Below are 17,660 nucleotides of genomic sequence, written 5' to 3'. Positions count from 1 at the left end.
TTTCTCGAATAAATTCGCTGTTCTATTGATGTAGCGCCTAGCAATCAGGACGTTAAATTTAATATAACTCATATTGGTTACTCTACACATAGTGAATATCTCACCAATAGCGACATTAATGAAAATAACGTCATTAATTATATGAAATAAAAAATAAAATCTGTCTATAGAGGGATGTATGATTAAAAATATCGTTGCCGCAATGTGCTTGATGGGGCTCACACTGCAAGCACAGGCGGCAGAACCGGCTCAATCACAAACTTTACGTTTAGCGATTGGCTCAGAGCCAACAGAGGGTTTTGACCCCATGCTCGGGTGGAGCCACGGCAGCTACCTACTGTTGCATAGCCCATTACTGAAACAAAAGGCTGACCTTTCATGGCATAGCTATATGCTTGAAAGTTATCAACATAATGCAGATGGTAAACAGTGGACACTCAAGCTGAAAAAAGGCTTAAAATTTTCCGATGGCTCACCGTTAACGGCAAAAGATGTTGTATTTACCTATAACAATGCTGCGGCAAGTGGCGGTAAGGTGGACATGGGGAATTTTACCAAAGCAGAGGAAATTGACCCACTCACCGTAAAAATCACCTTATCTTCCCCACAAAGTACCTTTATTAATGTACTTGGTTCGTTAGGGATTGTTTGTGCCGATAAATATGATGCGAAAACCTATGCACATAACCCAATTGGCGCAGGCCCTTATCGTTTAGTTGCATTCCAGCCGGGGCAGCAACTGATTGTCGAGCAAAATCCGTATTATGCAGGGCCAAAAAATGACTTTGGTAAAATGGTCTTTGTTTTCCTTGATGAAGATGCGGCCTTTGCGGCGGCACAAAGCAATCAACTGGAAATTGTTCGTATCCCTGCTGCGGTAGCGGCGAATGCTAATGATGTGAAAAACATGAAATTGGTTGAGCGCTATAGCGTGGAAAACCGCGGCATTTCTTTCCCAATTCCACCTGCCGGTGAGAAAGATGCTCAAGGTAACCCTATCGGTAACGACATCACTTCAGATGTTGCTGTCCGTAAAGCCATTAACTATGCTCTTGACCGTAAACTATTAGCGGAATCCGTGTTGGAAGGCTTTGCCGTACCGGCTTATACCGGCGTTGCAGGGCTGCCATGGAATAGCCCAGACTCCGCTTTTAAAGATGGTGATCTTGAAAAAGCGAAATCCATTTTAGAAGATGCGGGATGGAAGCTGAATAAAGAGGGCTTACGTGAGAAAAATGGCAAAGTGGCAAAACTGACATTATGGTATGCCAGTGGTGATACCACACGTCGTGACCTTGCGCAGGCAATCCGTTCAAGCTTAAAACCGATTGGTATCGAGATGGATTTAAAATCGGGGAGCTGGGAAACCGTTGAGCTACACATGCATGCTAACCCAACACTTTTTGGTTGGGGAAGCTTAGACCCGATGGAAATTGTCCATAATTACAGCAGCAAAGCAGCAGGTGTTGGCTTTTATAACCCTGGTTATTATAAAAATGCAGTCGTTGATGAGTTAATCGAAAAAGCGTTAGCGCAAGCTGACCAAGACGCAGCGATTCCGTTATGGCAACAAGTAGATTGGAACGGTAGCACGGGAGTTGGTATTAAAGGTGATGCTCCGTGGGCTTGGTTGATGAACCTACAACATATTTATTTACTGAATAATTGTGTTGATTTAGGTACCAGTGCTCCTGAAATTCACGGATCTTGGTCGGTGTTAAATAATGTCGATGAATGGGCGTGGACCTGTCAGTAATGCGAACCGCACTTGGGCTTTTATTGCGATTTTTTGGTTTATTAACCGTAACGGCAGCGGGGATTTTTATCCTGCTGAGTTACTCGCCTATCGACCCAATAAAAGCCTATATTGGCAATGACTTACTGCACGTGCCTCCTGAGCAATATGCGCTAATTGCTGCGCGATGGGGGCTTGACCAGCCTTTATGGGTACAGTTCTGGCGTTGGTTTTCACAAGTATTACAGGGGGATTTGGGCTATTCCATGCTCTATAATACCCCTGTAATTCAAGTGATTGCAGACCGCCTTGTGCCTTCTTTAGCATTGCTTATTTGTGCTTGGTTGTTTTCTGGTATTGTGGGTTTTGCGCTAGGGTTAGTCGCTGGGCGTTATTTAAACCGCTGGCCAGACAAACTTATCTCAACATTATGCTATTTACTTGCTTCAATTCCTGTTTTTTGGGTCGGTTTGCTGTTGCTGTCTTTGTTCGCGGTGACATTACAATGGGCTCCAATATGCTGCGCTTGGCCGATAGGCTTGGATGAGCAAACGGCAACTTTTTCACAGAAACTTCATCACCTAATTTTGCCTGTAATTGCGTTGGGTATGCTAGGCGTGGGTAATATCGCATTGCATACACGAGCCAAAGTTGTTGAGGTGATGAGCAGTGAATTTATTCATTACGCACGGGCTCAAGGGGATAATGGCTGGTCAATGATGGGTTTCCACGTGTTGAAACATGCCATCACCCCCGCAATTTGTTTGCAGTTTGCTTCTGTAGGTGAATTATTGAGTGGGGCATTGCTAGCTGAAAAAGTATTTGCCTATCCAGGCTTAGGTCAGGCAACGATAGATGCGGGGCTACGTGGAGATATTCCCTTGTTGATGGGGATCGTCATGTTATGCGCTGCGCTAATATTTTTAAGCAATACGGTAGCAGACAGCCTGCTAAAAAAAGTGAATAAGGGAGTGATGAGAGGATCATGACCTATAACCCTAATCGCGCCTTATTTAAGTTAGCTTTCTCATTACTTTTATTGGTCATCGTTAGTATTTATGCGTTTGGCCTCTCCCTTAATGATATTGAAATGAATTTACTCGATAGGCGCTTGCCACCTTCGTGGGCGCATCTATTTGGTACAGATAATTTAGGGCGTGATTTATTTGCCAGAACCTTTCAAGGTGTGGCAACAAGTTTGCAAATTGGCCTTATGGCTGCCATTACCAGTGGTTTCATTGCTCTTGTCATGGCGGGGTTATCTTCAATAAGCAAAGTTATGGACTACGTGGTGCGTGGCATTATTGATGCTATGTTGGCATTGCCGCATCTTTTATTACTGGTATTGATTTGTTTTACGCTGGGTGGTGGAAAAATGGGGGTGATTTGGGCCGTTGCACTGACACATTGGCCAAAATTAGCCTTAATTTTACGTTCGGAGTTACAACGAGTTAGTCAGTCAGATTACATTATGTTATCTCAACGTATTGGTAACAGTGCGTTTTATCGTTGGCGTTATCATTATTTACCCATGATTTTGCCGCAATGGATGGTAGGAACGTTGTTAATGTTTCCCCATGCGGTTTTACACAGTGCGGCATTAAGTTTCTTAGGTTTTGGTTTGTCGCCCCATGAACCCTCACTGGGTATTTTATTATCTGATGCATTGCGCTACCTCAGCACAGGTGCTTGGTGGCTGGTGGTTTTCCCAGGCGTTGCATTAGTCGGATTAGTGTTATTATTTGACCAATTTGCTAAGGCCTTGCAGCAGCTATGGTTGAAGGGGGGCGTATGTTGAGTCTTGATAATCTCACCGTAGATGTCGCGCAGTTTCGTTGGTTAGGGCGTAAACGTTGGGCTCCGTTACTACAAGGAATTTCCTTAGATATTCAGCCCGGTGAGATGGTTGCACTCGTAGGTGGGAGCGGGGAAGGTAAGAGCTTGTTATTACAGAGTGTTTTGGGGTTACTTCCCCATAATATGCGCTGTCGTGGCGGTATTCACCTTAATGGTAAAAGGCTGACGGAACAAAACAAAGCTCAGCACCGTGGTAATGCATTATGCTATATTCCTCAAGGGGTTAGCGCGCTTAATCCGCTAATTCGTATCGGCCCACAATTAGAACGTGCCGCAGTGTTAAGTGGGCAGCATATTAAAATGCACGATGTTGCACGGCACTTACAGCAATATAATTTGCAAAGCTCACTAGTGTATAGCTACCCAAACCAGTTATCCGGTGGAATGGCAAAACGGGTACTCGCCAGCAGTGCGACACTTTCCCGCGCACAATATATTTTAGCGGATGAAATTTCATCATGGTTGGATGACGACCATGCGATGCAACTGCTCGAAAATATAAAATCACTGTGTCACGTTGGCCGAGGTGTTTTATGGGTCACCCATGATTTATCCATGGCTGTGCGTTTTGCTGACCGCATCGCCTTATTACGTAACGGAGAGTTGGAAGAAGTGCTAAGCAGCCAACAACTGCAACAAGGCGGTGGTGGAAAATGGCTACAATCGTTGTGGAATGCGTTACCTGAACATCAATTTATGGCAAGTAAATGAGTATTACTGAACCTATTTTACAAGTAAATAATTTATGTATTGATCAAGGTGGGCAACGGCTGTGGGATGATTTTAGTTTGTCACTGGCTAGAGGTGAACGCCTTGGAATATCTGCGCCCAGTGGTTTTGGTAAAACTACGTTAGGCCGAGTATTAGCTCAGTGGCAAAAAGCATCCCAAGGAACCATTCTATTTGAAGGCCAACCATTGCCTCGACATGGTTATTGTCCGGTTCAATTAGTCCCTCAGCATCCAGAGAAAAGTTTTAACCCATACCGTAAGGTCGGTGCGAGTGTATTTGATGCTTGGCAGCCAGACTCTCACTGGTTAGCGTATTTTTCGATTAAACCTGCATGGCTAGAAAGGCTTCCCAGTGAGTTATCCGGTGGTGAGCTTGCTCGTATCGCCTTATTGCGAGCCCTTGACCCGCGAACGAAAATTTTGATTGCTGATGAAATCACCGCACAGTTAGACGCCAATTTGCAAAAAGAGATTTGGCAGTTGTTAGTGAGATTATCGGAAGAGCGGCCACTGGCGATGATTATTTTTAGCCATAACAAAGCGTTATTAGAAAAAGTGTGTAGCCGTATTTGGACTGCGAATTCACTACTATGAAATAAAATGGGCTATTAATACTTTGATAGCCTCAGTAATTCAAACTGCTCTTTTGGTTAATTACATGTGTGATTAGCCTGAAAACGAAGTTCACTCTAGGCATTTTTGACAAATGTCATAGGGATATCTATACCCATCCTCTATTTTAAATCCCTCAAATGAAAATGATAACCATTACTATTATTGGGGTGAATATATGTCTTATCGTTTAAAACGGCACCAATTGGCGCATTGTATTGCACTCACTTTAGGCATAGGTACTTTGGCGACACCAATTGGGTTCGCTGCACCAGCAGGCACACCAGACAAACTGATCGTCACGTCTTCAACAGGCCAAAGCCGTTTGTCACCGAGTGAACAGCAAGAAAAAGATAAACTTGAAAAAGTAGCTGGTGGAACCAATTTAGTTGTTATCGAAAAAGAAACTCGCCTTGCTACCTTACAAGACGCCTTGGATTACCAGCCTGGGTTGGTTATCCAAAATTTCTTTGGGGGGATTGACCAGCCGCGTTTAAATATTCGCGGCTCTGGCGTGCAAAGTGCACCGCTTGCTCGTGGTGTATTGCTGCTGCAAGATGGCTTACCCGCAACGGATGCAGACGGCAGTTTTCACATCAGTACCTTAGAAATGCGTGATGCGCGGATGGTGAGCGTACGCCGCGGCGCAAATAGCCTTAACCCACAAAGTAACAGCTTGGGCGGTGAATTGGATGTGCTCTCTTACACTGGCCGAAGTGAGCAAGGGCGCCTACGTTATGAGTACGGCTCCCATGGGCGCGAAGGGCTACAAACTGCCTTCGGTGGTGTTTCTGATGATGGGTTATTTGATGGGCGTATTAATTTCACTTATGACCATTTTGATGGTTATCGCAAACACTCTGCTTCCCAACGTAAAACGTTACGCAGCAACTTTGGTTATGTGACTGATAACTTTGAAAACCGAACTTGGCTGAGTTGGACAGATTTGCGCTTTGACGTTGCGGGGCCAGTTTCTGAAGAGGTATTAAATAATAACCCAACAGAGGTGTACCCAATGGTTTGGTTGCGTGATCCTCACCGTAATGTTGAGCAATTCCGAGTGGCTAACCGCTCTGACTGGCAAGTGGATAACCAAGCAATTGGTGCAGGAGTTTGGCACATTCGTACTCATGATAATTTTACTACTCCCGCTTACTACCGGTTTAGCCGCAGCCACAGTGAAGGGCTGCAATTTACCTATAATATTGAAACTGAGCCCGTGACATATCGTACAGCTCTTGCATGGGACCAAATGACCTTGCAGACTGAATTAATGCAAAATCGTAAAGGGACACCCGCAGACAAAACAAAAATAGGTAAATATGATGGCCGAGCTGAAAACCTCTACGGCAGTGTTGGGGTAGACTTACATATTACGCCAACAGTGACCGTTAATTTAGATGTGAAAGGCACACATGCGCGCCGTGATGTAGAAAAACGACAGAGTCATTTGTCGTTAGACCAAAGTTGGACATTTTGGACACCAAAAGCGGGAGTGATTTGGCGACCAACGGAAAGCCAGCGTTACTTTGCTAATATCAGTGCGAGTGAAGAACCTGCAACATTTTGGGAAATTATTAACTCCAGCAATGGAAAATTGACGAAACTCTCACCACAAAAAGCCATTACTTATGAAATTGGGGGAGAAGGCGATGTCACCGATGGGTTGAAATGGAGCCTTGCGCTGTACCGTAGCCAAATTAAAGATGAGTATATTACCACTTATGACAGTGCAGGAACTGTCGTTGGTGTGTTTAATTATGCCGCGAAAACTCGCCATCAAGGCTTAGAAGCTGGGCTTACAGGACGTGTTGGCGCAGGTCCGGGGGATATCAATTACCGAGTTTCTTGGACTTATAATGATTTCCGTTTCATGGGCGGTGAATATAATGGCAACTATATCGCGGGTATTCCACGTAATATTGTTGCTGCCGAGGTGTTATATGAAATTGGGGATTGGAGTGTTGGGCCTAATATTCATTGGGCACCTACGGGTATGGCAGTTGACCACCAAAACAACCTTGATATTCAAAAACGTAAACATTATGCCGTACTGGGGCTGAAAGGTAGTTATAAGCCTACAGAGCAGTGGTCTGTGTATTTATCGATGGATAATTTAACCGATGAGCGCTATGCAACAACATCGGTTGCCAACCAAACCGTCACAGCAAAAGACAGCACTTTATTCCCCGGTATGGGGTTTAATGTGAATGGTGGCGTAACCTATAATTTCTAATAATGAATAAACGCATTAATATTGGTTAATGCGTGGTTGTTAAAATGGGCGCTGTGCAGAAATAGATAATTGCGTTAAGTAGTTTTCATTATGGATATGCACAGTGTCTTTCTCGATATCAATAAACCCTTTTTGCCGCCACCCAGAAACTAATCGGCTGAGCGTTTCGTAGCGTATGCCTAATTTAGCGGCGAGCTGGCCCCGTGATAAAGGTAAAACAATATCTGAAGTTAGTTGTTTATGTTTTAAATCAAGAATATAAGCAGCCAAGCGTTGTTCAGCAGAACTTGAAGTTAGCCAATCAATATGGTTAATGTTTTCATACAGTTTGCTACTAAAACGCATGAGTAGCTTTTCCATAATTTGTGGGCAGGCATGGCAAAGCCGTAAAATATCACGTTTATCGAGTAGCAAGGCTTCACCGTCGGTTTTTGCCCGTAAACTCATAGGATAGCGGTTATGTGGCATAAAAACGGCTGCGATGGCAACAATTTCCCCTGTGCAAAATAAACCAAAAATTTTTTCCTCGCCCAAATAAGTGTGGCGATACACCTCGATTTGCCCGCTTATCATCAAAGGGCAATGCTTAAATGGTTCTCCTTCATGGTTCAGGATTTCACCACTTTTAAAGCGAATATGGCCACAATTTTCCAGCAGTAATGCCAGTTTTTCATCTTCTATCCCATTAAACAGTAAGCACGATTTTATGGCATTGAGTGATTGTGTATGGGGGAAAACGTTTTTGACAAATGTCATAGGTCATCCTCTTACGCCGTCTTAGAATGGCATAAGTATAAATGATAATCATACACATTATCAATTGAGATCTTAGCAGAGAGCTGAATAACCCTATGATAAATAATGCTTTTAGACTCATCGCCGTTTTTCTGACCTTGTGGGGGATGGGCAACGTATATGCATCACAAGCCGTTGATTTCACAGATATGTCAGGGGATAAAATTCATTTGTCAGCCCCTGCAAAACGTATTGTCGTGATCCCAATCCCTGCCGCTTCGATGTTAGTTGGTATGGATGAAAGCAGTGAAAAATTAGTTGGAATGCATCCTTTTGCAAAGGTTGCTGCGCGAGATGGCATGTTAAGCCAAATGTTTTCTTCTGTTTTACAGGTGAATTCAAATGTCGTAGGTAACAACTTTACACCAAATATTGAAGCATTGCTTAATGTGGAGCCCGATCTGGTATGGCAATGGGGTCATCGAGGGGATGATATTATTTCCCCTATGCGTGATGCAGGGCTGACTGTTGCTACGTTAGATTATGGGCAAGAACGCTATACGCAAGAGTGGGTTCGCCTAATGGGACAAACACTTGGCCACAATGATAAAGCACAGAAGATGATCCAGTGGCGCCAAGAAGTTGTCGATACACTCTCAGCAACTACCGCTGAAATACCAGAAGCGCAGCAGCCTCGTGTTCTGTATCTCTCCCATTTTAACCAGAGTATTCAAACATTTGGCTCAACATCACACAACAACGCGGATTTTGCATTGGCGGGTGGAGTGAGTTTAAACCGCGACCTCACTGGGCCAAGAACGCTCAATATTGAGCAAATTCTTGTTTGGGACCCTGACATTATTCTATTGGGTAATTTCGAAGAGGGGTTATCGCCAGCTGACGTTTATCGCAATCCCATGTTAAGCGAAGTCACTGCAGTGAAAAACCAGCGCGTATATAAGCTTCCTATTGGTGGTTTTATCTGGGATGCACCAAACCAAGAAACACCGCTGTATTGGCAATGGTTATCAATGATTTTTCATCCAGAAACGATGAAAATGCCATTGCGTGAGGAAATTCGCCTGAGATATCAGCAACTTTATGGCTATGACGTGTCTGATGAGCAAATTGACGGCATTTTGCAAATGGAGATGAACAAAAATAGCCAGCACTACATCTCTTTAATGGGGAAACCGCATGCGTAAGCCCCAATATCTTTGGCTCGTTTTCGCCATTTGCCTATTGTTGACGTTTGTTTTGGCACTAAGTTGTGGCCGCTACCCGGTTTCGTTTTCTGCGGTTTGGCATATTCTCTATGACACCATTTTGGGTAACGAGATGATGGGGAACTATAGTCGTACGGAACAAAATGTCGTGTTAAATGTGCGCTTACCACGAGTTCTGATAGCAGGTACAGCAGGGGCTGGGTTGGCGGTTGCGGGGGCGGCTTTGCAAGGCATTTTCCGTAACCCATTAGTTGGGCCGCAAATTATTGGCGTCTCATCTGGAGCCGCATTGGGTGGCGCGCTAGCTATTTTGTTATTTTCTTCTTTGTTGATCACCATTTCATTGGCTTTTGTCGGTGGGTTGTTAGCTATCGTGCTAGTTTTTTTACTCGGCTTGAATCGCCAAGGCAGCCAGCTATTAATGTTAATCCTTGCGGGGGTGATTATTAATGCTTTTTTTGCTGCATTAATTTCGTTAATTACCTATTTTGCAGACCCTAATAATACTTTGCAAACCATTGTTTTTTGGCTTATGGGCAGCTTTGCCAGTGCGTCTTATCTTAAACTTAATATTGTTTTTCCTGTTGTTATGGTCTGTGTTTTAGTCATTTTTGCACTGCGTTTTCGTATCAATGTGCTCTCCTTAGGGGAAGAAAATGCACAAGCCTTAGGGATGAAAATTAATAGAACCCGTTGGGCCGTGTTACTCAGCGTGACTTTGATCACTAGTGCGACAGTGGCGGTATCCGGCACCATCGGCTGGGTAGGGCTGATTGTTCCGCATATTGCACGGCTAGTGGTAGGACATGATCACCGGATATTACTGCCCGCTAGTGCAGTTATTGGTGGGATTTATATGGTAGCTGTCGACACCTTTGCCCGCAGTATGACGAATGCGGAAATTCCATTAAGTGTGATCACCGCACTAATCGGTGCCCCCATTTTTGCACTACTGATCCATACATTAAATAAAAAGGTGGCCGATTTATGATCCAAGTTGAACACCTTAATTTCAAAATTGCACAGCGCCAGTTATTTACGAATTTAACTTTTCAGCAGCCCAAAGGCAGCATTGGCGCGATTTTAGGGCCGAATGGCCGTGGAAAAACCACCTTATTAAAACTCTTGCTCGGTTTACAAAAAGGAGCCACTGGCAATATTTCACTAAATGCCCCCGTCGCTTATGTTCCACAGCTTAGTGGTTCACTATTTCATTATTCTGTTCGCACCATGGTGAGTCTCGGGCGTATTCGTCACTTGCCGTGGTATGCCTCACCCAATGAAAAAGATAACCAAATTGTAGAGCGGTGTTTAGCATACTTAGGCATAAGTAATTTTGCGGGCCAACCCTTTAACTGTCTCAGTGGAGGGGAAAAACAAATGGTTATGATTGCGAGAGCATTAGCCAGTGAACCAAAAATTTTGATTCTGGATGAACCGACATCCGCGTTGGATCTTGCCAACCAAGACAGTGTGCTCAGCGTTTTACGTGATTTAGCCATACATCGCGGAATGACCATCTTATTTACGAGTCATTATCCACAGCATGCGCTGCATATCGCTGACTATTCATTATTGCTGTTTAACAGTAGCGGCTGTTTATTTGGTGAAACTGAACAAATTTTAACGGAAGAAAACCTGACACAACTGTACCAATTACCTGTTGCAATTACGCCAATAGACTATCAAGGCCGGCAGACCCAAGGGGTCATTCCGCTATTTAGATAACTGAATGAAAATGATTAAATTAAGGAATATAAACGATGAGCAATAACACAATAACACCCGCAGAAGCGCTGATTATCAATCAGTTAATTAATTATACCGAACAAGGTATTGCAAGCCGTGTATTAGCGAAAAATGGTGGGGGGAATATCACCTTATTTGCTTTTGATAAAGGCCAAGCGCTCTCTGAACACAGCGCCCCTTTTGACGCCATTGTGATGGTTGTTGAAGGGAGTTTACAACTCACCATCGAAGGTAAGCCAGTGACGGCTAAACCTGGGGAAATTGTCAGAATGCCGGCTAATATCCCTCATGCGGTAGATGCACTTGAACCCGCAAAAATGCTGTTAGTTATGTTACGTGAGCCTGAAATGGCTTGTACACACTAACTTGGAGGTGCAAATGGACCAATCATTTACTGCCCATGAAGCAGGGCACAAATTTCTAGCTCGTTTGGGGAAAAAACGCCTACGCCCAGGAGGGAAAGAAGCAACCGAGTGGTTACTTAGCCAATCAGGATTACATAAGAACAGCCAAGTTCTTGAAGTTGCGTGTAATATGGGAACCACAGCTATTGAAATTGCCTCTCAATTTCATTGCCATATTACAGGTATTGATATGGACAAACAGGCGCTTGCACAAGCACAAAAAAACGTTGCGAATAAAGGGTTAACAGAATTAGTGACAATTCAAATGGCAGATGCATCGAAATTACCGTTTGAGGATAACAGTTTTGATGTGGTCATTAATGAAGCCATGCTAACCATGTACGCTGATAAAGCGAAAGCAAAGCTATTGCAGGAGTACTATCGAGTACTAAAGCCAGGCGGATGTTTATTAACCCATGATATTGCATTTAAGGATGCCCAAGCTGTCCAAAATGTCGTTTCTCAAATGCAACAAGCGATTAATGTCAAAGCGCAACCATTACCGGAAACACAGTGGGTGGAATTATTCCAACAAGTGGGCTTTCAGCAAGTGGTATCCCATACTGGCCCAATGACGCTATTATCGCCAAAAGGGTTAATTTACGATGAAGGTGTATTCGGTGCGCTAAAGATTATCCGCAATGCATTGAAGAAAGAAAACCGTCCTCAATTTTTGCGTATGTTCCGTCATTTTCGGCAAAATCGTGGAAAATTGAATTATATTGCAGTCGTTAGCGTGAAGTAACCTATAGGAAGATCTTACGCAGGGATGCGTGATTTGTATTTTTATGTTGAATAACCTTATATTTTATATTGCTAATAATAATAATTCTTATATTTATCTTGATTCTTAGTTACTGTTGATAATAATTATTTGATAAAATAATAAATAGTAATTTAATCATGCATTGTGATTTATTTTTTAGATTCAATAACAGCAATTCTAATAATGTAAAGGTTTAATTTAATGAAAATAAAGCATTTTTTTATTATCTCTCCTTGCTTTTTCCCTTTTATTTCCCCCTCCGTATTTGCCGCTGATAAAAAAGAAGAATCCATAACCGTATCCGCTACACGTGGTTATAAAACCGTTTCAGAAATGGCGCAAACCACATGGGTGATTGATAATGCTGAAATTGAACAGCAAGCTGAAGGTGGAAAAGAGTTAAAAGATATTTTAGCGCAGCTTATTCCAGGAATGAGTGTCAGTGGCCAAGGGCGGACAAACTATGGCATGAATATGCGTGGCCGTTCAATGATTGTGATGGTGGACGGGGTACGCCTTAACTCTTCTCGTAGTGATAGTCGCCAATTAGATTCCATCGATCCTTTTAATATCAATCATATCGAGGTTATTTCAGGTGCAACGGCGATGTACGGCGGTGGCAGTAGTGGTGGCTTGATTAATATCGTGACGAAAAAAGGCCAAGAAGAAAAACAGGTTTCTCTGCAATTAGGTGGAAAAACAGGCTTTAACAATGGTAAAGATCACGATGAAAATGTTGCCGCAGCAGTAAGTGGTGGTAATGAGAACGCTCACGGACGAATTTCTGTTGCTTATCAACGCTATGGCGGTTGGTATGATGGCAAAGGCAATGCGATTAATATTGATAATACCCAAACAGGGCTGCAATTTTCTGATCGTCTTGACGTGATGGCATCAGGTACTATCAAAATCGATGAAAAACAACAGCTTCAAGCCGTTTATCAGCATTATAAAAGTGAGTCTGATGGTAAACACGGCCTCTATTTAGGAAAAGACTTTTCCGCGGTTAAAGGACAAGGTGAAGCTTATAACAGCAGTAAATTAAGCTCTGATCGTTTGCCAGGAACTGAGCGCAATTTGCTCAATTTACAGTATTCAAATGCAGATGTGTTTGGGCAAGATTTTGTTGCTCAAGTTTATTATCGTGATGAATCACAAAAGTTTTATCCCTTCCCAACCTTGACTGGCAAGGATGTTACAAGTATCAGCTCATCGGATCAAAAAACCAATTTTTATGGAACCAAGCTGACATTCAATAGCCAACCTATCGATGAATTAACGTTAACTTATGGTGTGGATGCAGAGCATGAGCAATTTCGTGCGAATCAAATGTTTTTTGATTTAGATAAAGCGAAAGAATCAGGAGGAATGGATTTAACTAAAGCTTTCCAAATCGGCCGCTATCCAAGTTATACCACCACCAATATGGCGACATTTTTACAAAGCAGTTATGACATTACGCCGATGTTCACGTTAAGCGGTGGTGTGCGTTACCAATATACTGAAAATAAAGTGGATGATTTTATTGGTTATGCGCAGCAAGAAGCGATTGCTAATGGTAAAGGTAAATCAGCGGATGCAGTACCGGGTGGGAAAACGGATTACAACAACTTACTGTTTAATGCAGGGCTGCTGGTTAACCTAACTGAAGAGCAACAAACATGGTTTAATTTCTCTCAAGGCTTTGAAATTCCTGATATTGCTAAGTATTACGGAACAGGTGACTATGCGAAGACCCCAGATGCCAATGGCCACTACCATCTCAATAAAAGTGTTAACATTAATGATACCAAGGTAAAAGGAATTAAGGTTAACTCGTTTGAGTTAGGATGGCGTTACACAGGGGAAAACCTGCGCACACAAGTTGCCACCTATTATTCGTTGTCTGATAGAAGTTATGGTATTAATAAAGATGATATGACCATCTATATGAAAACCGATAAACGCCGTATTTATGGGGTTGAAGGCGCGGTGGATTACTTCTTTGCTGATTCAGATTGGAGTGTAGGAAGTAATTTCAATCTACAAAAATCAGAAACTAAAGTGGATGGTAGCTGGGAAAAATGGAGTGTTGACTTCGCGAGCCCGTCAAAAGTGAATGCTTATATTGGTTGGGAACCGAATGATTGGGCACTACGCTTACAAAGCCAACAAACATTCAATTTAACGGATGCGGCAGGTAAGAAACTTGATGGTTATAATACCGTTGATTTATTAGGAAGTTATATGCTGCCAGTGGGTAAAGTCAGCTTTGCAGTGGAAAACCTACTAGATAAAAATTACTCCACAATTTGGGGGCAGCGGGCACAAAGTTTATATAGCCCGAAATACGGAGCTGCAAACCTGTACGATTATAAAGGCCGTGGCCGAACCTTTGCCCTTAATTACAGTGTGACATTTTAATTAATTGAAAATAAGTCACTATGTATTAGTGGCTTATTTCTAGCAGATTATTAGCAATAAAAAGTAATGAGATATTCCATGAAATCATTTCTTATAGGGTTATTTTGCTTGCTCAGTTTTTGGTCGCAGGCAAAAACATCAACGGTGATCACTGACTTACAAGGTCGTGAAGTTACTGTTAATCTTCCCGTCGAAAAATTATTTTTGGTGGATAGCCGTGATATTTTGCCAGTGGATATTGCTGCTGGTAAAGAAGGGATATCACGCATTGCGGGTTGGAGTGATTCGCTTACGCAATACGCACCAGATTTAAAACAAGCTTATTTCAGTGTGTTGCCTGAATTAGGCAAAATACCCACGTTAAAGAAAACACGTGAAGCCGGTCTCCAAGTGGAAAAGTTGATCGAGTTAATGCCTGATGTGGTAGTTATGCATAAGGCTAATTATGGTGCGATGCGTGATAGTCAAATTTTACCGCAACTCGAAGCTGCAGGTATCCAAGTCATTTTTATTGATTTTCGAATGGATATTGCGAAAAATACGCCGAAAAGCATTTTATTATTAGGAGAATTATTAGGAACACAAGAAAGAGCGGGGCAGTTTGCAACGCTGTATCAAGAGAAATTAGAGGCCATTGAAAGCCAACTATCTCAGCCATTTCCAACTGTTTTGATTGAAGCAAATGCCGGGCTATTTGCGGATAGTTGCTGTCAGCTTTATGGGCGTTCAGGTTATGGTGTTTTAGCATCCTTGGCAGGTGGAAATAATCTTGTTGCAGATAGCTTTCCTGCAAAAGGGGCTGAAAGCTCCATTGAGAATATTATTACATTAAACCCAGAATTCTATTTACTGACTGGCGCTGATTGGCACAATTTTAATCGTCGCTCGCTCGCAGTAAGCTTAGGATATAATGCAGATAAAGCTAACGTGCAGAAGCAGTTATCGGTATTAATGGATAGGCAAGGGATTTCATCATTAACGGCAGTTAAAGAAAAGCGCGTTATGGCGATTTACCATAATTTTTACAACAATCCGATGAACATATTTGCCATTGAAGCTATGGCTAAATTTATGCATCCAGAGCGATTTAGCGCATTAAATCCAGAACAAAACTTAATTGACTTTCAAAAGCAGTTTACAGAGATCCGAGAAACGGGGGTGTTCTGGGTGAATCTATAAAAATAGGATCGCTAACTTTTTGTCGGGAATAGAAACTAACAAAAAGTTAGGCGGCTAGTTTATCTCTATATAGCTTTCCATTCATTAACAAACTCTCTGAAATCCCTTGTTCTATCTTATCTCCCAGTTTTTTTATAAACTGGGATTATTGCTATGTTAGTCATGGCAACTAAAAATTTGTTAGCTAGAATCAAGATATAGATCACAAATTGCTCAAATCTTGATTGAGTCTCCATTATGATCTAACTAATATTTAGTTAGGCTTAAAATAAGTTTGGTAGAAAATGAAAATTATCCAAGACAACTTTGAAATGTTATTGGCAGTTATGAAAGGGATTGCGGGCCAATTTGGCGACACTTGTGAAGTGGTATTACATGACCATAGTAAAGGGCTAGAAAGCAGTATTGTTGCAATTATTAATGGTCATGTAACGAAGCGAAAGGTGGGAGACCCAAGTAGTAATTTAGGGCTTGAGGTATTGCGCGGCACTGATGTTGATGGCGACAAATACAATTATTTTACCCAAACCAAAGATGGGAAAATGTTGCGTTCAACTTCAATCTATTTACGTGATGAAACTGGCAAAGTTTCTGGGGCACTTTGTATTAATCAAGATATTTCAGAATTTATTGCTGCAGAAAAAGCTATTCAAGGCATTACACAGCGCAATAGCATTGAGCAGGATACGGTTAAGGAAGTTTTTGTCACGGACGTTAATGAAATATTAGATCACCTTATTCAAGAATGTATGCAGGTTATTAAAGTCCCCGTCATCAATATGGGAAAAAAAGAAAAAATGGATGCAATTAAATTCTTTGATGATAGAGGTGCGTTCTTAATCAAAAAAGCAGGTGAGAAAATCTGTGAATTTTTAAATATTTCCAAATATACCCTTTATACCTATTTAGCGGAATTAAAAGGGGAAGACAATAATGAAGAATAAGAGAGGTTTTTATGCCAATAACGCCTTATGTTGCTTTAGATTTACAGCAACTTGAAAAAAATGTCAGAGGCATGACAGGCAAGCTAACACAGCAAGATATTGAACACTGGCCACATATAAAAACGCATAAATCAGTAGAATTAGCAAAATTTGAGATTGCCTGTGGTGCAAAAGGAATTACGTGTGCCACATTGCAAGAAGCGACAGTTATGGCGGAAGGCGGAATTGATCATATTCTACTTGCTTACCCAATGATCGGTGAACAAAAGTGCAAGCAATTTATTGAGTTAGCTAAAAAAATCAGATTAAGAACAATTATTGATAGCCTACAAGGTGCTGAACAATTATCAGCAGCAGCAAAGCAAGAAAACCAAATTATTGAGGTCTATATTGCTGTTGATTATGGTGCTCACCGAGAAGGAATTCAATTAGATGACTTAGAGCCATTTGCACTGGCAATACAAAAATTACCTAATTTGAAAATTATTGGTGTATTTACTTATGCAGGAACAATATACCAATACCGTACAGAGCCTGAAATACGTAAAGCGGCAAAAGCAGAAGCAGAGCTTTTATTATCTTGCCAAAAACGGTTAGAGAAATTGGGTATCGAAGCGCCTCGGACATCTGGCGGCTCAACATTATCTTCATTCTATGCTGATGAATTAAAAGGGATTACAGAGTCACGGGCTGGGAACTTTATTTTTGGCGATATGAATGCTATCTATGGTGGTATTTATACGCCTGAAGATTGCGCTTTAACAATAAGAACAACGGTTGTGAGTATTCCTATTGAGGGGTATGCAACAGTAGATGCAGGGACAAAAACATTAACTTCTGATCAATCCGCAGAACCAGGGTTTGGTTATATAGTGGAAGACCCAAATATAAAACTAGTTAAATTAAATGAAGAGCATGGCTATCTTCGCTATGACCCAAAACAAATTAAATTAAATATTGGTGATGTATTAAATATTATACCGAATCACAGTTGTGTTATTCCTAACTTAACAAACAAAATATATGCATTAAATAATAATGAAATAGACCATATTATTATACCAGACGCACGATATTAAATAT

At 41.9% G+C, this 17,660-nt stretch carries 16 protein-coding genes; 15 read left to right on the top strand and 1 reads right to left on the bottom strand.

The window, feature by feature from the left end; genetic code table 11:
* The first annotated feature begins 202 nt into the window (after positions 1 to 202).
* The 6 genes from ACU696_RS18765 to ACU696_RS18740 all read left to right on the top strand — a co-directional run bounded on the left by ACU696_RS18765 (position 203) and on the right by ACU696_RS18740 (position 7,171).
* A complete protein-coding gene (locus tag ACU696_RS18765; RefSeq protein ID WP_419181785.1) occupies positions 203 to 1,756 on the top strand; it encodes an ABC transporter substrate-binding protein in 1,554 nt (517 codons plus the stop codon).
* Positions 1,756 to 2,724, top strand: coding sequence for an ABC transporter permease (locus tag ACU696_RS18760; RefSeq protein WP_123382280.1), 969 nt, complete (start codon positions 1,756 to 1,758; stop codon positions 2,722 to 2,724). The genes ACU696_RS18765 and ACU696_RS18760 overlap by 1 nt, the downstream gene beginning before the upstream one ends.
* Positions 2,721 to 3,533, top strand: a complete 813-nt coding sequence (locus ACU696_RS18755; RefSeq protein WP_110731717.1) for an ABC transporter permease — start codon at positions 2,721 to 2,723, stop codon at positions 3,531 to 3,533. Before ACU696_RS18760 ends, ACU696_RS18755 begins: the two co-directional genes overlap by 4 nt.
* Complete coding sequence (locus tag ACU696_RS18750) at positions 3,527 to 4,303, top strand: ATP-binding cassette domain-containing protein (protein WP_109911752.1); 777 nt, start codon at positions 3,527 to 3,529, stop codon at positions 4,301 to 4,303. Before ACU696_RS18755 ends, ACU696_RS18750 begins: the two co-directional genes overlap by 7 nt.
* Positions 4,304 to 4,317: 14 nt before the next feature.
* The gene (locus tag ACU696_RS18745) at positions 4,318 to 4,917 is read left to right on the top strand and encodes an ATP-binding cassette domain-containing protein (protein ID WP_196718320.1); all 600 of its coding nucleotides are present in this window, start codon (positions 4,318 to 4,320) and stop codon (positions 4,915 to 4,917) included.
* A gap of 196 nt (positions 4,918 to 5,113) precedes the next feature.
* Positions 5,114 to 7,171: a TonB-dependent receptor family protein gene (locus ACU696_RS18740; protein ID WP_198635227.1), complete on the top strand. Its 2,058-nt coding sequence runs from the start codon at positions 5,114 to 5,116 to the stop codon at positions 7,169 to 7,171.
* 39 nt (positions 7,172 to 7,210) lie between these two features.
* On the opposite strand, the gene ACU696_RS18735 is transcribed toward ACU696_RS18740, so the two are convergent.
* Positions 7,211 to 7,927, bottom strand: coding sequence for a Crp/Fnr family transcriptional regulator (locus tag ACU696_RS18735; protein WP_109911756.1), 717 nt, complete (start codon positions 7,925 to 7,927; stop codon positions 7,211 to 7,213).
* Between the two features lie 95 nt (positions 7,928 to 8,022).
* On the opposite strand from ACU696_RS18735, the gene ACU696_RS18730 reads away from it, so the two are divergent.
* The 9 genes from ACU696_RS18730 (at position 8,023) to ACU696_RS18690 (ending at position 17,656) form a co-directional block, all read left to right on the top strand.
* Positions 8,023 to 9,111: an ABC transporter substrate-binding protein gene (locus ACU696_RS18730; RefSeq protein ID WP_109911757.1), complete on the top strand. Its 1,089-nt coding sequence runs from the start codon at positions 8,023 to 8,025 to the stop codon at positions 9,109 to 9,111.
* Positions 9,104 to 10,123: a FecCD family ABC transporter permease gene (locus tag ACU696_RS18725; protein ID WP_109911758.1), complete on the top strand. Its 1,020-nt coding sequence runs from the start codon at positions 9,104 to 9,106 to the stop codon at positions 10,121 to 10,123. Before ACU696_RS18730 ends, ACU696_RS18725 begins: the two co-directional genes overlap by 8 nt.
* Positions 10,120 to 10,860, top strand: a complete 741-nt coding sequence (locus tag ACU696_RS18720; RefSeq protein ID WP_123382283.1) for an ABC transporter ATP-binding protein — start codon at positions 10,120 to 10,122, stop codon at positions 10,858 to 10,860. The genes ACU696_RS18725 and ACU696_RS18720 overlap by 4 nt, the downstream gene beginning before the upstream one ends.
* Positions 10,861 to 10,895: 35 nt before the next feature.
* A complete protein-coding gene (locus ACU696_RS18715; RefSeq protein ID WP_004908515.1) occupies positions 10,896 to 11,246 on the top strand; it encodes a cupin domain-containing protein in 351 nt (116 codons plus the stop codon).
* Positions 11,247 to 11,259: 13 nt separating this feature from the next.
* A complete protein-coding gene (locus tag ACU696_RS18710) occupies positions 11,260 to 12,030 on the top strand; it encodes a class I SAM-dependent methyltransferase (protein WP_109911760.1) in 771 nt (256 codons plus the stop codon).
* Between the two features lie 222 nt (positions 12,031 to 12,252).
* Entirely contained in the window at positions 12,253 to 14,454 is a 2,202-nt protein-coding gene (locus ACU696_RS18705; protein WP_109911761.1) for a TonB-dependent siderophore receptor, read from the top strand.
* Positions 14,455 to 14,532: 78 nt separating this feature from the next.
* Positions 14,533 to 15,633: an ABC transporter substrate-binding protein gene (locus tag ACU696_RS18700; RefSeq protein ID WP_004908526.1), complete on the top strand. Its 1,101-nt coding sequence runs from the start codon at positions 14,533 to 14,535 to the stop codon at positions 15,631 to 15,633.
* 284 nt (positions 15,634 to 15,917) lie between these two features.
* Complete coding sequence (locus ACU696_RS18695; protein ID WP_109911762.1) at positions 15,918 to 16,577, top strand: helix-turn-helix transcriptional regulator; 660 nt, start codon at positions 15,918 to 15,920, stop codon at positions 16,575 to 16,577.
* Between the two features lie 11 nt (positions 16,578 to 16,588).
* Positions 16,589 to 17,656, top strand: a complete 1,068-nt coding sequence (locus tag ACU696_RS18690) for an alanine racemase (RefSeq protein WP_117162533.1) — start codon at positions 16,589 to 16,591, stop codon at positions 17,654 to 17,656.
* Positions 17,657 to 17,660: the final 4 nt, after the last annotated feature.

The organism is Providencia sp. PROV_01, from assembly GCF_053098325.1.
This window is presented reverse-complemented; position numbering and strand designations above follow the sequence as displayed.